This is a genomic window from Herbaspirillum sp. NPDC101397 (assembly GCF_044767325.1).
GTDB lineage: Bacteria > Pseudomonadota > Gammaproteobacteria > Burkholderiales > Burkholderiaceae_D > Herbaspirillum.
In genome coordinates, this window is the sequence record NZ_JBIWNS010000001.1 from 450,076 (window position 1) to 464,402 (window position 14,327).

Sequence of the window (14,327 nt, forward strand, 5' to 3'; positions counted from 1 at the left end):
TTCCGTTCATCAAGGCTGGAGGACATATTTGCCGGGCGCTGCGAGTTTGTGCGCGGGCAGGGACGGCGGTGCAATACGCTTGCCGGAATGCTTGCGCAGCCAGGCCTCCCAGGCCGGCCACCAGGAGCCGTCATGAAGCGCCACGCTGGCCTGCCAGGTATCGGCGTCGACCATGCCCTGCTTATCGGCATGGGTGGCGATCTGATAGCTGCGACGCGGATGGCCGGGAGGAGAAACGACGCCGGCGTTATGGCCCCCCGAGGTCAGCACGAAGGTCACTTCTGTGTCGGTCAGGCGATGTATCTTGAACACCGAGCGCCAGGGCGCTACGTGATCGGTCACGGTGCCCACGGAAAACACCGGCAGGCGGATGTCGCTCAGGCTGATGGGCTTGCCCTCGGTGCAGTAACGGCCTTCAGCCAGGTCGTTATGCAGGAACAACTGCCGCAGATACTCGGAATGCATGCGATAGGGCATGCGGGTAGCGTCGGCGTTCCATGCCATCAGGTCGCTTTTTTCCTCGGGCAATCCAAGCAGGTATTGCCTGAGCCGGCGCGACCAGATCAGGTCGTTCGAGCGTAACAGCTGAAAGGCGCCGGCCATCTGTTTGGTGTCCAGGTAGCCTTGCTCCCACATGACGGCCTCAAGGAAGCTGACCTGGCTCTCATCAATGAACAGCGACAATTCGCCGGGTTCTTCAAAATCGACCTGCGAAGCGAACAGACTCATGCTGGCCAGACGGTCATCGCCGTCGCGCGCCATGGTTGCGGCGGCGATCGACAACAGCGTGCCCCCCAGGCAGTAGCCTACGGCGTTGATGCGTTTCGCTCCGGTCTGCGCGGTGACGGCGTCGATTGCCGCCATGACGCCGAGCCTGCGATAGTCCTCCATGGACAGTTCGCGATCTTCTTTCTGCGGATTCTTCCAGGAGATCATGAAGACGGTATAGCCCAGGTCAACCAGATATTTCACCAGTGAATTCCGGGGCGACAGGTCGAGGATGTAGTACTTCATGATCCACGCGGGGACGAACAGCAGAGGAACGGCGTGGGTTGTCCTGGTCGACGGGGCGTATTGAATGAGCTCGATCAGGTCATTGTGAAAGACGACCTTTCCCGGCGTCACCGCCACATCCTTGCCGACCTTGAAGTCGCCGGGCTGTTCCTCCTCGCCGGGTGATATGCTCTTGCGCCAGTCGCTCATCGCGTTAATCCATCCCTGCACCAGATTGCGTCCGCCCGACTCAATCGTCGCGTGTTGCGCCACCGGATTGGTCGACAGGAAATTCGACGGCGCCAGCATGTCCAGGATCTGGCGCACGGTAAACGTGACGACGTCCTCGTGATGCTGGGATTGTCCGCGCACGCCGGTGGTGGCGCGGTGCCACCATTGCTGCTGCAGAAGAAACCCCTGATGGATGGCATTGAACGGCCATTGCTGCCAGGCCGGATCGCTGAAGCGGCGATCCTGGGGAAGAGGTTCTATGCAGGCCTGTTCGCCGCCAAGCTGGCAACTGCGGCTGTAGACATACATGCGCCACCAGTTTTGCCAGGCTGTCTGCATCAGAGCGGCGCGCTTGGTGGGAGACAGCGCCAGATGCGTCGACCAGTCGACATAGGCGTTGAGCAGCGCGGCAGGGGAGATATTGCCGGTCAGCCGTCCCAGCCAGGCGTTGCTCATCAGATCCAGGCGGGCGGCGTCATTGTCGGCCTCCGGATACGCAAATGCCAGTGGCGTCAGCCATGCGCTGGCAAGACGTTCGGCGCCGACCGACGGCGAAGTTTTCTTTGTTGCCATGGAGACCTCGATCAATGCAATGAGGTCAGCCTAACGATCTGGATCGCCGACGCGTTGATGCAGATCAAGCCGACGGATTTATGCCCGAAAAGAGCGTGTGGAACGTGGCCCGGAGGCGTGAACCGGACGTGAGCACCGCCTCCGGTTACTTGAAGATGATCACCGGCACATTGCTATGCACCAGCACCTTGTGGGTCTGATTTCCGAGCAGGATGCTGTTGAGGCCGCTGCGGCCGTGCGACGCCATGAATAGGCAATCGCATGCATGCTCTGCGGCGGCATCGACGATCGCTTTCCAGGGCTGCTGGCTGTCGATAATGTGCACCTGGCAAGGGACGCAGGCCTTTTCGGCGAGATCTTCAATGATGTGCACGTAGTCCCTCGCGCGCTGGCGGAGCGACTCCGACAGCAACGAGAAGTCTTCGCGCCGGCTGATGAGCGTGAAAGCGTCATAGGGGAGGGGCTGTGCGACCGACAACCCGACCACCGCGCTGCCGTGATCCTTCGCGAACTCTATCGCCGCCCGCGCTGCACGGTTGGAAAGATCGGACCCGTCCGTGGGCACCAGTATTTTCTTGAACATGCATCCTCCGTTGACATTTTCCGCTTTTCAAGCATACGTCAGCGCCCGGGGCCTGCTTTGATCGATGTCAAATGAGCGCCTCACAACGGCGAATCCGCGGCGGCATTCATCGGACGCGGATGTTCCGGCTTTTGATGCAGATCAACGTGCCGTGCGTCGCAGACTTCATAATCGGATCACATGCTGAATCAGGAGGACTGCCATGAACACGTTTGCCGAACCGGATGTTGACTCGCGTTGGCAGGCTTGCGTCATGGCGACCGCGGGGATAGCGCTGCTGGTCTCACCTTGGTTGACGGACTATCCGCAGCACCTGATTTCCCGCAATTCGGTGGCGACCGGATCTGCGATCACGGTCTTTGCCGTGCTGGCCATCGTTGCGCCGGCGCTCTGGGAAGAGGCAGCATTGCTCATGCTGGGCTGCTGGTCGGTGGCGTCGCCCTGGATCCTCGGCTTCGAAAGCCAGCGCGGCGCGGCCCTGATTTGCGTCGTCGCCGGCGGCGTCGTTCTGATATCGGCCTTGTGGGCGATGAAGAACGGGGATCGGCTCGCCGCAGGAGCAAGAAGCGCGGGCAAAGATCTGACGGAGCCCTGACCGGCGCCCGCAGCACCGGTTTCATTAAACTGCATTCACAAGGAACACAGCATGTCCTATCTCACGGAAGAACAGTTGACGCACTTTCGAGACCTCCTCGAACGACAGGAGGCGACGATCCGCTTCAGGGCCAGGCTCACCATACCGGCGGAACCGGACGACTGCGATGTGACTGAGGTGGACGACGCGCTCGGCAACAAGGAGTTTGCGGAGCTGGCGGACATCGAAGCGGCCAAACTCAGAATCAGCCAACGGCAGTACGGGCTGTGTTCAGAGTGCGGCTGCACGATCGCGGAAGCGAGGCTGGAAGCCTATCCCATCGCAAAACGATGCACGCATTGCCAGCGTCTGCATGAGCAGCATCGTCAGTGACGTCGCTTACTGCGCAGGCGGGAAGAGATACGAAAGCGGCGGCATCTCATCGCGACAGCAGCAGCGCGACCGGCGACTCCGCGATCACGACGCCGGTGGTCCCGCCCAGCAGGACGCCGCGCCAGCGCGGATGCGCAACGCAGCCCATGACGATGAGATCGGCATCAAGCTCCGCCGCCAGCGCCAGCAACGCATGCCCGACATCTGCCGCGGCCGGACGATGCAGGATGGCGACAGGTTTTCCGAGCGGCGACAGGCATTGATTCAGTTCGTCTTCCGAGGCCGAAGCGCCGGCGCCGGGAACAATGCCATCACCGAAAATCACTGCACTGATGGCGTCGACGTCTTGCAATAACGGAATGGCGTTGCGCACGGCGCGCGCGGCGGCGCTGCTGCTGTTCCACGCGATCAGGGCATGGCGCCAGGAAAACGGCTTTTCGCTGATCGCCAATACCGGGGCTGCTGCGTTGAGCGCGACAAACTCGATGAAGTCGCTGTCCTTGTGATCATCGACGCCGTGCAGTTCGCTTTTGCCCAGGATGATCAGATCGGCGGTATTGCCATAGTTGCTCAGCGCGGCGGCTGCATCGTCGTCAACCCGCAGCGTCTGGATTCTGGCAATGCCGAATTCCTGCGCCAGGACCTCGAATCGTTCCAATGAAGCGGTCATGTCGAGATGCTTTTTCTCGCGCCGTTCCTGTTCTTCGGCTGGAAGCATTGTTCCGGGAAGCGTTTCTCCGGCGCTGCCGGTTACTGCCGGAAGTACTTGCGACATGAATCTCGACATGCCTGAGATGGCAAGGCCGATCACGGTGACAGGTTCACCTGATGACAGGCGGGCAGCAAGCCGGACGCGGCGTTCCAGATCGATGGCGTTGCTGACGTAAATCAGAATTGATCGATAGCGCATTGCGTGCTCCTTGATGTGAGGCCCATCGGATCACGACATGCTAATGGTTTGGGCGCGGATCGAATTGACTTGCATCAAACGGAACGGCAAGAAGCTGCGGCATGACAAACACTTTTTTTGCATGGCGCGATTTTGATCCAGGTCAAATGGATACTCCGCAACGAGGCATACGATGACCTTCATCGCATTCTTTCTCCTGGAGGCATCATGCTCAAAAAGATATTGCTGGCAACGGATGGATCGGAATTGTCCAAACGAGCGGTGGCGGCTGCTGTGGATTTTGCTGCCTCGTATGGAAGCAAGATCGTCGGCCTGGCCGTCTCCGAAGTCTTTCCCAGCCTGATCATGCCCGAGCTCGGCGCAGGATACGACCTGCAGGGAATCGAAGCCGAGATATTCGCACAATCCAAACTCAATGCCGACTACGTTGCCGACTGTGCAAAAAAAGCAGGCGCGGACTGCGAAGTCCATACCGTCAAGGGCACGCATGCGCATGAAGAGATCCTCCGCTTTGCCGCCGAATACGGTTGCGACTCCATCTTCATGGCGTCGCACGGACGCAAGGGATTGGACAAACTGATACTGGGAAGTGAAACGCAGAAGGTACTGACGTACAGCAAAATCCCGGTGCTGGTATTCAAATGAAGTCGCCGCAATCGGGCGACGCAACTTATAACCGAGTGAAGGTATTGCCATGAAAACAGATTCTCATATCAAGCAGGACGTCGCCGACGAACTGGCGTGGGACGCAGCCGTGAACGACAACGAGATTGGCATCGAGGTGCGCGACGGCGTGGTCACCCTGACAGGAAATCTCGATAGCTATGCGGAAAAATATGCCGCCGAAAAAGCCGCCCAGCGGGTCGCCGGCGTCAAAGGACTGGCGGTGGAAATCGACGTCGTGCTGCCGGGTTCAAGCCGTCGCACGGATGCCGACATTGCGCGAACGGCGTCCCACGGACTGGAATGGAATGCCCTGGTGCCGAAAGACAGCGTCAAGATCATGGTGGAAGACGGCTGGATCACATTGAGCGGCGAAGTCGATCATCAGTATCAACGCATGGCGGCCGAGAACGCCTTGCGCAGCCTGCTCGGCGTCATCGGCATCAGCAATCAGATCGCAGTGAAACATGTCGCCCGGCCGACCGACATCAAGACCCATATCGAAGCTGCCTTGCAGCGGCGCGCACACTCGACCGTGAAAGCGATCGAGGTGGCGGTGAACGGCGACCAGATCACGCTCAAGGGATCGGTCGCCTCGCTGGCCGAGCGCGAGGAAGCGTTTGCGGCAGCGGCGCGGACTCCGGGCGTTCATAAAGTCGTCGACAAGCTGTCCATCGTTTACTGAGCGTTGCCGTCAGGCCGGTTCTTGTTTCACGGCGTCAGACGATGACGCCGCATCCTATTGGGTAATGCAATGAAAAACACCATGCTCGCTGCGGTAGTCGAACAATTCGGCGCACCGCTCGTCATCAAGGAAATCCCGCTGCCGTCACTGGGCCCCGGACAGATTCTGGTCAAAACGGAGGCGTGCGGCGTATGCCATACCGACCTGCATGCAGCGCACGGCGACTGGCCCGTCAAGCCGTCCCTGCCATTTGTGCCCGGGCATGAAGGAATAGGCGTGGTGGTGGCCCTGGGCGCCGGCGTCAGCGAAGTGAACATGGGCGATCGTGTCGGCGTACCGTGGCTTTACTCAGCGTGCGGTCATTGCGAGCACTGTCTGGCGGCATGGGAAACCGTGTGTGCGCAGGCGGAGTTCGGCGGTTACACAAAGAACGGCGGCTTCGCCGAGTACATTCTGGCCGACCCCAGGTATGTCGCCCATATCCCCGCAGGATTGGAAGCGGCCGCGGCCGCCCCGATCATCTGCGCCGGCGTGACGTCCTACAAGGGCATCAAGGAATGCCAGGTGCTGGCGGGGGACTGGCTGGCCGTGTCGGGCATCGGCGGACTCGGCCATCTGGCGGTCCAATACGGCAAGGCGATGGGACTGCGCGTGTGCGCCGTTGACATCGACGATGGCAAGCTGGCCCACGCCCAACGTCTCGGCGCGGATGCCGTCGTCAATGCGCGTGTCGGCGATCCGGTTGCGCGCCTGCGCGAAGTTACCGATGGCGGCGCGCACGGTGTACTGATCACCGCGCCGTCACTGGAAGCATTCCACCAGGGCGTCGCCATGACGCGCAAGCGTGGCACCTGCGTGCTGGTCGGCCTTCCGCCCGGAGAGTTTCCTACGCCATTGTTCGATGTGGTGGCCAACTGCATCACCATACGCGGCTCGTTCGTCGGCACACGCCAGGACATGGTGAGCGCGCTGGCATTCGCCGCCGCCGGCAAGGTCAAGGCGGATTTCGAGTTGCAGCCGTTGTCGGCCATCAACACCGTCTTCGAGCGGCTGCAGCGCGGCGACGTGCCGTCACGGGTCGTGCTGGATTTCTCATGAGTTCGTGAGAAAAGCGCCGGATCAGTGCTGCGGGTGGCACACCGGCGTGGAAGTCAGCGTCTGGGTACCTGACGCCAGTCTGATCAGCGCCGGCATGTCGAGTATTTCGACATCGCGCTGGCGTACCTGAATCAGTACATCCTTGCGCATTTTGGCAATCATGCGGCTGATGCTCTCGATGGTCAGGCCCAGATGGTTGCCGATATCTTCCCGGGTCATCCGCAATTGGAAGCGGGTCGCCGAGTAGCCGCGCGCAGCATAGGCCATTGACAAGCTGACCAGGAAAGCCGCAAAGCGTTGTTCGGCGCGCATGTTTCCCAGCAACATGATGATCTTCTGCTCGTTGGTGATTTCCAGGCTCAGGGTGCGATGAAAGTGGTGGAGCAGGGTGGGCATCTGCGCAAACAGGGCTTCCAGCATCTGGAACGGGATTTCGCAGACCTCGCTGTCCTCCAGCGCGAGGGCATCGCACTGATAGCGTTCGGTATTGATGGCGTCCATCCCGAGCAAATCGCCCTTCATCTGAAAGCCTGTGATCTGACGATCGCCGGCAAGGTTCTGCTGATAGCTTTTGAAATGGCCGACACGTACGGCGTACAAGGAAGTGAAGCGGTCGCCGATCCGATAGAGAAAACCGTCGCGCGGAATCTTGCGCCGGGAAATGATCTTGTCCAGCCTCTGCGTATCGGAGTCATTGAGGCCGGTCGGCAGGCACAACTGATGCATGCTGCAACCGGAGCAGCTCCTCGCTGCCGAGCCGAGAGCAACGATCTGCGCGGGCGGGGAAGGCGGGGCAGTGACATTCAGGGCATGGTTCATGATTGACTCCGACGGACATACGGTTGATAAAAGGTCCCGAGATGAGGCAGTGTACGCTTCCCCTCGCTTAAATAAAGGCATTGGCTCGCGTTTACCTGTCCTGGATCAAGTGATCGTTGATTGGTTGGGTCAGTTGGCGGCGAGGCAAGATAAAACATGAGTGAGAAGGGGTTGTCGTTTTGTCAGTGACGGAGCTGACTGCGGCCGTTCAGCGGGCGAAACTGGCGTAGTTGCCCGCGCTTGTCCGCTTCTTTAATGCCGAGCGCTCAACTGGCCGGCCCAGAGCGACTCAAGGCTGGGGAAATTCCAGCGCTCCCGTTCCTCCCGCCCGACAATCGCATCGTCAACCTGCGAATCCGACAAGTCCAGACGCTCCACCTCGATCGGCTCCCGCGATTGCTCGGAGAAGAATACTTTCACCACCGGCTTGGTCAACGACGCCTTGTTTTGTTCCAGCACGACCGCCAGTCGCCCGGAGTGGAGCCTGACGAGAGCGCCGGTCGGATAGATACCCACGCTCTTGATGAATGCGGAAAGAACCGTCCGGTCGAAATGACCTTTCCATGACGCCATGCGAGCCAGCGACTCCGCGGGATCCCACCCGTTTTTATACGGCCGGTTCGAAGTGACCGCATCGTAGACGTCGCATACCGCGCCCATGCGCGCAAGCAAGGATATCTTGTTTCCGCACAAGCCCCGGGGATAGCCGCTGCCGTCCATTTTTTCATGGTGATGCAGACAGACGTCGCCGGCAGCTTCCGGAATGGCGGCATCGCGACTCAGCAGCTGGTGACCGAGAGAAGTGTGCAGCTTCACCGTTTCATACTCTTCCGCGGTCAATCGGCCGGGCTTGTTCAGGATTTCCAGCGGGGTCAGCGCCTTGCCGATGTCATGCAGCAGACCGGCGATGCCGGCTTCGCGACAATACTCTTCGTCCATTCCCAGGGTGCGCCCGAGCGACACCATCAACGCGCATACGGCAACAGAATGCATGTAGGTGTAGTCGTCGCTGGTCTTGAGCCGGGCCAGGCTGATCAACGCGCCGGGATTGCGCAGGACCGAGGCCGCAATCTCGGCCACCAGCGGCAGGCAGCCTTCGACGTCGATGGCCTTGCCAAGCCTGACCTCGTTGAACATGGAAACGGTGGCGGCGCGGGCGCTCCTGCAGAGAATGGCCGCGCGCTGCAGTTCTTCGTCAAAGGACGTGTTTTCCTGCTCGATGGCAACCACGTCAGGAGGGCGTGTTTCGGCGGCTTCGCAGTCCGACTCGGGTTCTTCCTGCAGCACATCCCTTCCTTTGCTGGTGTCGATCCAGCAGGTCTCGATGCCGCAGGTCCATGCCGCTTGCAGATCGGCGTATTCGCGCAGCAGGAACCTGCTTTTCCAGAACGGATGTTTTATCCAAGCGTCGTCGAAGCCATGCAGGTACATGCCAAGACGCAGTTCGCTGATCCTGATCTTTTTGATTGGGCTCATTTTTTTAAAAAAAGTAAACCTGTTCCAGTCCGGCTGCCGATATCAGGCCTGAACGGCGTGCAAGCCGGGTGCTGCCACGGCAGCTTTTTTCTGCAAGGCAGTTTTGATGGTCGCGGCCAACTCCTCGACTGCGAATTTGGCCACGTAGCCGTCGGCCCCGACGCTGCGCACATGATCTTCATTGGCCGAACCGGACAGCGAAGAGTGAATCACGACAGGGATGCTTTTCAGGCGGGTGTCGGACTTGACGTTGCGGGTGAGGGTGAAGCCATCCATTTCCGGCATTTCCAGGTCGGTCAGAATCAAGGCGACCTTGTCGCTGATCGGCGTTCCTGCGCGTTGCGACTCGGCGGCGATGGATTGCAGCTTTTCCCACGCTTCCTTGCCGGTCTTGGTCATGATGTACGGCAGCCCCAGCGACTCCAGTCCGTTTTCGATCAGGGCCCTGGCGACTTTGGAGTCATCCGCAGCCAGCACGATGGCGCCGGGAGTGATCATGGATTGCAGCGAGCTGACCTGCGTTTGCTTGAGCATCTTCTGGATCGGCGAGGTGATGTGCAGGATTTGCTCGACGTCGAGCACCTGAACCAATTGGCCGCCCTCAACGTTTGAATCCAGGCGTGCAATGCTGGTGACGATGTCGCCGCCGGCGCTGGATTCGGCCGACAGGACCTGGCTCCAGTCGAGACGGACGATTTCCTCCACCGATTCGACGGCAAAAGCCTGGGTGCTGCGCGCGTATTCGGTGATCAGCAGGATGTTGAGACCGGTGCGCGGCGTACAGCCCGCCACTGCCGGCAGGTCGATGACGGAGATGACCTGTCCGCGGATATTGACCATGCCAAGCACCGGCGACTGCGTGCCCGCGGCTTTGGTAATGGGCATCATCGGGACGATCTCGCGGATCTTGAAGACGTTGATGCCGAACAGTTCGCCCGGTACTTCTTCGCTGCCGCCACCGAGGCGAAACAACAGCAGTTCGAATTTGTTGCTGCTGGTGAGATTGGTGCGTTCGTCGATTTCTTTTTGAAATGAATCCATGGGAGCCTCAGTATGGTGTTCTGCAGACATGCGAGGCATGCCGGCAGGTGCGATGTTGTCTTGCGTCCTCAGTGACGAGGGGCGAGCCGGCTGTGCTTCAGAATTGCTCCCAGGAACCACTGACCTCGCCGGTTGCGGCGGCCAATTGTTTTTGCGCCACCGAACGGACGTCTCTGCGCGGCAGCTGGGCTGCGCGCGGGGTGATGTCGATCGTCCGTTTTGCCGAGGCCGGCGCGGCGTTCAGTGCAAGGCTGTCGCTTTGCTCCAGTTTGAAGACACCAATGGACTGCGACAGGCGTTCCGCTTGATCCCGCAGCGACTGGGCGGCCGCGGCCGCTTCTTCGACCAGTGCGGCATTTTGCTGGGTGACTTCGTCCATTTGTGTGATGGCCAGGTTGATCTGTTCGATGCCGGTGCTTTGTTCCGCGCTCGCCGCCGATATTTCGCCGACGATGTCGGTGACGCGTCTGACGCTGGCGACCACTTCATTCATCGTGGTGCCGGCCTGGGCAACCAGTTTGCTGCCGTCGCCCACCTTCGATACGGAGTTGTCGATCAAGGTCTTGATTTCTTTGGCGGCTGCCGCGGAGCGTTGCGCCAGATTGCGCACTTCCGAGGCAACCACGGCAAAGCCGCGCCCCTGTTCGCCGGCGCGCGCTGCTTCGACGGCCGCGTTGAGTGCAAGGATGTTGGTCTGGAAGGCGATGCTGTCGATGACGCTGATGATGTCCACGATCTTGCGTGAAGAGTCATTGATCTCATCCATCGTGCTGACGACGCGGCCGACGACATTGCCGCCCTCGATCGCCACTTCCGAGGCAGACACCGCGAGTTGATTGGCCTGGCGGGCGTTGTCGGCGTTCTGCTTCACGGTTGACGTGAGTTCTTCCATGGCGGAGGCGGTTTCTTCCAGGGAGCCCGCTTGTTCTTCGGTGCGCGAGGATAAATCCAGGTTACCTGCAGCGATTTCGCCGGAGGCAGTGTTGATGGTGTCCGTGCTGGCACGCACTTCGCTGACGATTTTGAGCAGATTAGCGTTCATCGACTTGAGCGCCAGCATCAGTTCGCCGGTTTCATCCGTGCTGTGCGCTTCGATGTCGGCGGTCAGGTCGCCTGCGGCGACGCGTTGTGCAACGTCGAGCGCCTCAGCCAGCGGACGAGAGACAATTCTTGCAATCCATACCGCCAGGCACATCGACAGGGCGATTGCGGCGACCAGGAATGCCGAAATGAGAATCTTGGCGTTGGCGTAGGTATCCGCAGACAAGAGATTGGATTTCTTGGCGCCTTGTTCGTTGACCACCACGAGTTTTTCCAGGGACTTCATGGCTTCGCGGTACGATGAGGTCGAGGCGCCATTGAGCAGTGCGAGTGCCTCGTCTTTTTTTCCCGCCACCGCCAACTTCATGATCTTGGCGTGTTCGCCGACGAATATCCCGATCTCTTTTTCGACCTCAGGATAGACCACTTTCTCCTCGTCTTCCGAGATTTGAGTTGTGTACAGCTTTTGATGTTCTGCGACGATACCAAGCTGCTGGTTTGCATTCTTGTCCGCTTCGACAGCGCGTTCCGGCGAAAGCGCGGAGATATATTGAAGCTCGAAGCTGCGCACGCGCGAAAGCGACAGTTTGATGTCTGCGAGCGTGCGAATGCTTGGCAGCCAATTATTGGCTATTTCGCCGGACACCTCATTGACCTTGCCAAGCTGCATCAGGGCGAAGCCGCCCAGGGCGGTGACAAACAAAAGGATCACCGAAAAGGACAAAATCAATTTCCTGGCAATCTTCAGATCGTAAAACCATTTCATGTGGATCTCCTCAGGCCGACTATGTAGAAAATATCGTCGACCTGCGGGGACGCATGGCATGAATGGCGTTGCGCATGGCTCGACGCAACAATTATAACAATTTAATTAAATAAATCAAATATTTGTTTTATTTGTTTTATTTGCTTTATTTTAGGTCTTTCCGGGTTGAACGCGCCGCATCAGCCGCAGCGGTTGACCGGCCACTGTCATGGGGAGAAACGCCGCCGTCGGTTTGTGCCGAAGAATCGGGAGGCGTCGCCGACAGCCACCGCTCGATCATCGTCAGGAATGCGGCTGCGGTGAAGGGCTTGGGAAGATAGTCGTCCATGCCGGCGGCAAGGCAGCGCTCACGGTCGCCCTCGATCACGCTGGCGGTCAGGGCAATGACGGGGAGGCGGGGGAGCCCGGCAGCCGCTTCGCGCTCACGCAACAGGCGCGTCGCCTCGTACCCGTCCATGACCGGCATCATGCAGTCCATGAGGACCAGGTCGTAGGGTCCTTGCGCCAGCGCCGTCAGGGCCTGCGCACCGTTTTCCGCCTCGTCGACCTGATAACCCTTCTTGGTCAGCAGCATGCGCGCCAGTTGGCGGTTGATCAGGGTGTCTTCGGTCACCAGAATGCGCCTCGCGGCATGCGTCGATGCCGGGGCCGGCAAGTCGTCCTTATTATGCGCATTGCTGCTGATCGCCGAAGATGAATAGGATGCCGGCAGCGGCGTTCTCTCGTCTGCGAAGCCGCTGATGCGCCGGCAGGGGACTTCGAAACGGAATGTAGTTCCTTTGCCGGCCTCGCTCTGGAAGGAAATCGTGCCGTGCATCAATTCGACCAGCCGCTTGCAAATCGACAGGCCCAGCCCGGTGCCGCCGTACTTTCGGCTGATGGAGGTGTCCGCCTGGGTGAACGGCTGAAACAGTCGCGCCTGCTGTTCGATCCCGATGCCGATGCCGGTATCGGCGACCGCGTAGCGCAAGATGACGCCATCGGAATCCGCCGCATCGGGGCTGCATTGCAACCTCACGCTGACATGCCCGGAAGCAGTGAACTTGATGGCGTTGCTGAGCAGATTCCCGAGCACCTGCCGGATGTGGGCAAGATCTCCGTCGACCACAATTCCTTCCGGTTCGTCGATACCGATATCGATGTGCAAATCTTTTTTCTGCGCCGGCGCACGATGCAGGGCGACCACGTCGTTGAGCAGCTGCGATGGAGAGAAGTTACTGCTTTCGCAGTCCATGCGCCCGGATTCGATTTTTGAAAAATCGAGAATCTCGTTAATGATGCGCATCAGCTCCGACGAGGCCTCATGCACTTGCCGGGCATAATTGTGCTGGGTCTTGTCGAGCCGGGTATCAAGCAGCAGCTCGCTCATGCCGAGAATGCCATTCATCGGCGTGCGGATCTCGTGGCTCATCATCGCCAGGAATCGTGATTTGGCCTCGTTCGAGGCGTCTGCCTGCTCCCTGAGCAGCGCGGCGGCGACGGCATCGTCTTCGCGCCGCTTCAGGATGATCGCCATGGCGCTGAATGCAATCAGCAGCACCAGCATGCTGGCGCCGGCTATGCCGCCGAGGATACGCATGACGCGCACCCATTCTTCCTTGAAGCCTTGTTCGGTGATGCTGACGGTGATGTTCAGGGGCGTTTGCCGGATCGGGCGGCGGGAAAGAATATCAGGCGTGTTGTTCCTGACGCCCGCGAACAGCCTGCTTGTCAGCGTCGAGGTATCTCCACGATCTCCGGGACGGCTCTTTCCCGCGTCTCCGGTTTTCAGCGGCCAACCCGCCAGCAGGGTGCCGTCCCGGCCGGTCAGTTCAATGGATACGTGCTTGTCCAGGCTGATGCTTTTTAAAAAACCGGTGAAGAAGTCGCAGGAGATGCCCACCAGAACGATGCCAGCCATGTTGCCGCGGACGTCGTTGATGCGCCGGCTCAGGTAAAAGGTCCAGTCGTTTCCGGCCCGGTTGCGCACCGCTTTGCTGAAGAAGATATCGTCGCTGTCATTTGTCAGATGGTGCTGATAATAGTCACGGTCGCTAACATTGATGCCGCCTGGAGGCAGTTTGCGCGTCAATGCGAGAACGTCGCCGTCGCCCCCGACAATGGCGACGCCCGAGATTTGGGGCAAGCCGCTGATCTTGTCGCGCATCATCTGGGCAATTGCGGGATCGGAGGCGGCGGCAAGGAAGTCGTGCCGCCCGTCTGCACTGGTCTGGGAAAGCTGGCTCACATCGTTGAGCACCAGCGTGGCGGAGGCCATTGCCTGGGCAGCGTTTTCCGACAAGACCAGGGAGAGGTTGCCGATATCTTCCTGCCAGTCGTCGACGGCCCATTCATAGAGCAGGGCGCTGGCGCTCAACGTCACTCCGCCCAGCAGGATCAGCAACAGCAGCCCGACAACAAGCGTGGCGCGGCGTGCGCTGCGGCCAAGCCACAGCAAAGGATGCAACGGGGCGAATAGCAGGGAGGTCGCGGAAGACATTG

13 protein-coding genes are annotated in these 14,327 nt (G+C 59.8%); 5 read left to right on the forward strand and 8 right to left on the reverse strand.

From position 1 onward, the window contains the following. Window positions 1–9 precede the first annotated feature (9 nt). Both ACIROW_RS02065 and ACIROW_RS02070 read right to left on the reverse strand, forming a co-directional pair. Window positions 10–1,797 carry a PHA/PHB synthase family protein gene (locus ACIROW_RS02065; protein ID WP_402271352.1) on the reverse strand — a complete coding sequence of 596 codons (1,788 nt, stop codon included), beginning with the start codon at window positions 1,795–1,797 and terminating at the stop codon, window positions 10–12. Between the two features lie 145 nt (window positions 1,798–1,942). Continuing rightward, window positions 1,943–2,380: a universal stress protein gene (locus tag ACIROW_RS02070; RefSeq protein ID WP_402271354.1), complete on the reverse strand. Its 438-nt coding sequence runs from the start codon at window positions 2,378–2,380 to the stop codon at window positions 1,943–1,945. A 202-nt stretch (window positions 2,381–2,582) separates the two neighbouring features. On the opposite strand from ACIROW_RS02070, the gene ACIROW_RS02075 reads away from it, so the two are divergent. Further along, on the forward strand, window positions 2,583–2,975 hold the full coding sequence (locus ACIROW_RS02075; RefSeq protein WP_402271357.1) for an SPW repeat protein: 393 nt from the start codon (window positions 2,583–2,585) through the stop codon (window positions 2,973–2,975). 51 nt (window positions 2,976–3,026) lie between these two features. After that, entirely contained in the window at window positions 3,027–3,347 is a 321-nt protein-coding gene (locus ACIROW_RS02080; RefSeq protein WP_402271359.1) for a TraR/DksA family transcriptional regulator, read from the forward strand. Window positions 3,348–3,393: 46 nt separating this feature from the next. Here ACIROW_RS02080 and ACIROW_RS02085 read toward each other — a convergent pair whose 3' ends face one another. Continuing rightward, complete coding sequence (locus tag ACIROW_RS02085; protein WP_402271361.1) at window positions 3,394–4,257, reverse strand: universal stress protein; 864 nt, start codon at window positions 4,255–4,257, stop codon at window positions 3,394–3,396. Window positions 4,258–4,389: 132 nt separating this feature from the next. On the opposite strand from ACIROW_RS02085, the gene ACIROW_RS02090 reads away from it, so the two are divergent. From ACIROW_RS02090 to ACIROW_RS02100, 3 genes are all read left to right on the forward strand, one after another. Then, window positions 4,390–4,902, forward strand: a complete 513-nt coding sequence (locus ACIROW_RS02090; RefSeq protein ID WP_402271363.1) for a universal stress protein — start codon at window positions 4,390–4,392, stop codon at window positions 4,900–4,902. Window positions 4,903–4,951: 49 nt separating this feature from the next. Further along, entirely contained in the window at window positions 4,952–5,605 is a 654-nt protein-coding gene (locus ACIROW_RS02095) for a BON domain-containing protein (RefSeq protein WP_402271366.1), read from the forward strand. Between the two features lie 69 nt (window positions 5,606–5,674). Continuing rightward, window positions 5,675–6,703: a zinc-dependent alcohol dehydrogenase gene (locus ACIROW_RS02100; protein WP_402271368.1), complete on the forward strand. Its 1,029-nt coding sequence runs from the start codon at window positions 5,675–5,677 to the stop codon at window positions 6,701–6,703. A 21-nt stretch (window positions 6,704–6,724) separates the two neighbouring features. Here ACIROW_RS02100 and fnr read toward each other — a convergent pair whose 3' ends face one another. The 5 genes from fnr to ACIROW_RS02125 all read right to left on the reverse strand — a co-directional run bounded on the left by fnr (window position 6,725) and on the right by ACIROW_RS02125 (window position 14,325). Then, window positions 6,725–7,522 carry a fumarate/nitrate reduction transcriptional regulator Fnr gene (gene fnr / locus ACIROW_RS02105; protein WP_402271371.1) on the reverse strand — a complete coding sequence of 266 codons (798 nt, stop codon included), beginning with the start codon at window positions 7,520–7,522 and terminating at the stop codon, window positions 6,725–6,727. A 252-nt stretch (window positions 7,523–7,774) separates the two neighbouring features. Then, entirely contained in the window at window positions 7,775–8,998 is a 1,224-nt protein-coding gene (locus ACIROW_RS02110; RefSeq protein WP_402271374.1) for an HD-GYP domain-containing protein, read from the reverse strand. A 42-nt stretch (window positions 8,999–9,040) separates the two neighbouring features. Then, complete coding sequence (locus ACIROW_RS02115) at window positions 9,041–10,039, reverse strand: chemotaxis protein (protein ID WP_402271376.1); 999 nt, start codon at window positions 10,037–10,039, stop codon at window positions 9,041–9,043. A 97-nt stretch (window positions 10,040–10,136) separates the two neighbouring features. Next, complete coding sequence (locus ACIROW_RS02120; RefSeq protein WP_402271378.1) at window positions 10,137–11,846, reverse strand: methyl-accepting chemotaxis protein; 1,710 nt, start codon at window positions 11,844–11,846, stop codon at window positions 10,137–10,139. A 145-nt stretch (window positions 11,847–11,991) separates the two neighbouring features. Next, window positions 11,992–14,325 (reverse strand): ATP-binding protein, encoded by a 2,334-nt coding sequence (locus ACIROW_RS02125; RefSeq protein ID WP_402271381.1) that lies wholly within the window; start codon window positions 14,323–14,325, stop codon window positions 11,992–11,994. Window positions 14,326–14,327 lie beyond the last annotated feature (2 nt).

Coding starts and splice junctions, on each gene's coding strand:
- ACIROW_RS02065 (WP_402271352.1), bottom strand. CDS start 1,797: ATGGCAACAAAGAAAACTTCGCCGTCGGTCGGCGCCGAACGTCTTGCC.
- ACIROW_RS02070 (WP_402271354.1), bottom strand. CDS start 2,380: ATGTTCAAGAAAATACTGGTGCCCACGGACGGGTCCGATCTTTCCAAC.
- ACIROW_RS02075 (WP_402271357.1), top strand. CDS start 2,583: ATGAACACGTTTGCCGAACCGGATGTTGACTCGCGTTGGCAGGCTTGC.
- ACIROW_RS02080 (WP_402271359.1), top strand. CDS start 3,027: ATGTCCTATCTCACGGAAGAACAGTTGACGCACTTTCGAGACCTCCTC.
- ACIROW_RS02085 (WP_402271361.1), bottom strand. CDS start 4,257: ATGCGCTATCGATCAATTCTGATTTACGTCAGCAACGCCATCGATCTG.
- ACIROW_RS02095 (WP_402271366.1), top strand. CDS start 4,952: ATGAAAACAGATTCTCATATCAAGCAGGACGTCGCCGACGAACTGGCG.
- ACIROW_RS02100 (WP_402271368.1), top strand. CDS start 5,675: ATGAAAAACACCATGCTCGCTGCGGTAGTCGAACAATTCGGCGCACCG.
- fnr (WP_402271371.1), bottom strand. CDS start 7,522: ATGAACCATGCCCTGAATGTCACTGCCCCGCCTTCCCCGCCCGCGCAG.
- ACIROW_RS02110 (WP_402271374.1), bottom strand. CDS start 8,998: ATGAGCCCAATCAAAAAGATCAGGATCAGCGAACTGCGTCTTGGCATG.
- ACIROW_RS02115 (WP_402271376.1), bottom strand. CDS start 10,039: ATGGATTCATTTCAAAAAGAAATCGACGAACGCACCAATCTCACCAGC.
- ACIROW_RS02120 (WP_402271378.1), bottom strand. CDS start 11,846: ATGAAATGGTTTTACGATCTGAAGATTGCCAGGAAATTGATTTTGTCC.
- ACIROW_RS02125 (WP_402271381.1), bottom strand. CDS start 14,325: ATGTCTTCCGCGACCTCCCTGCTATTCGCCCCGTTGCATCCTTTGCTG.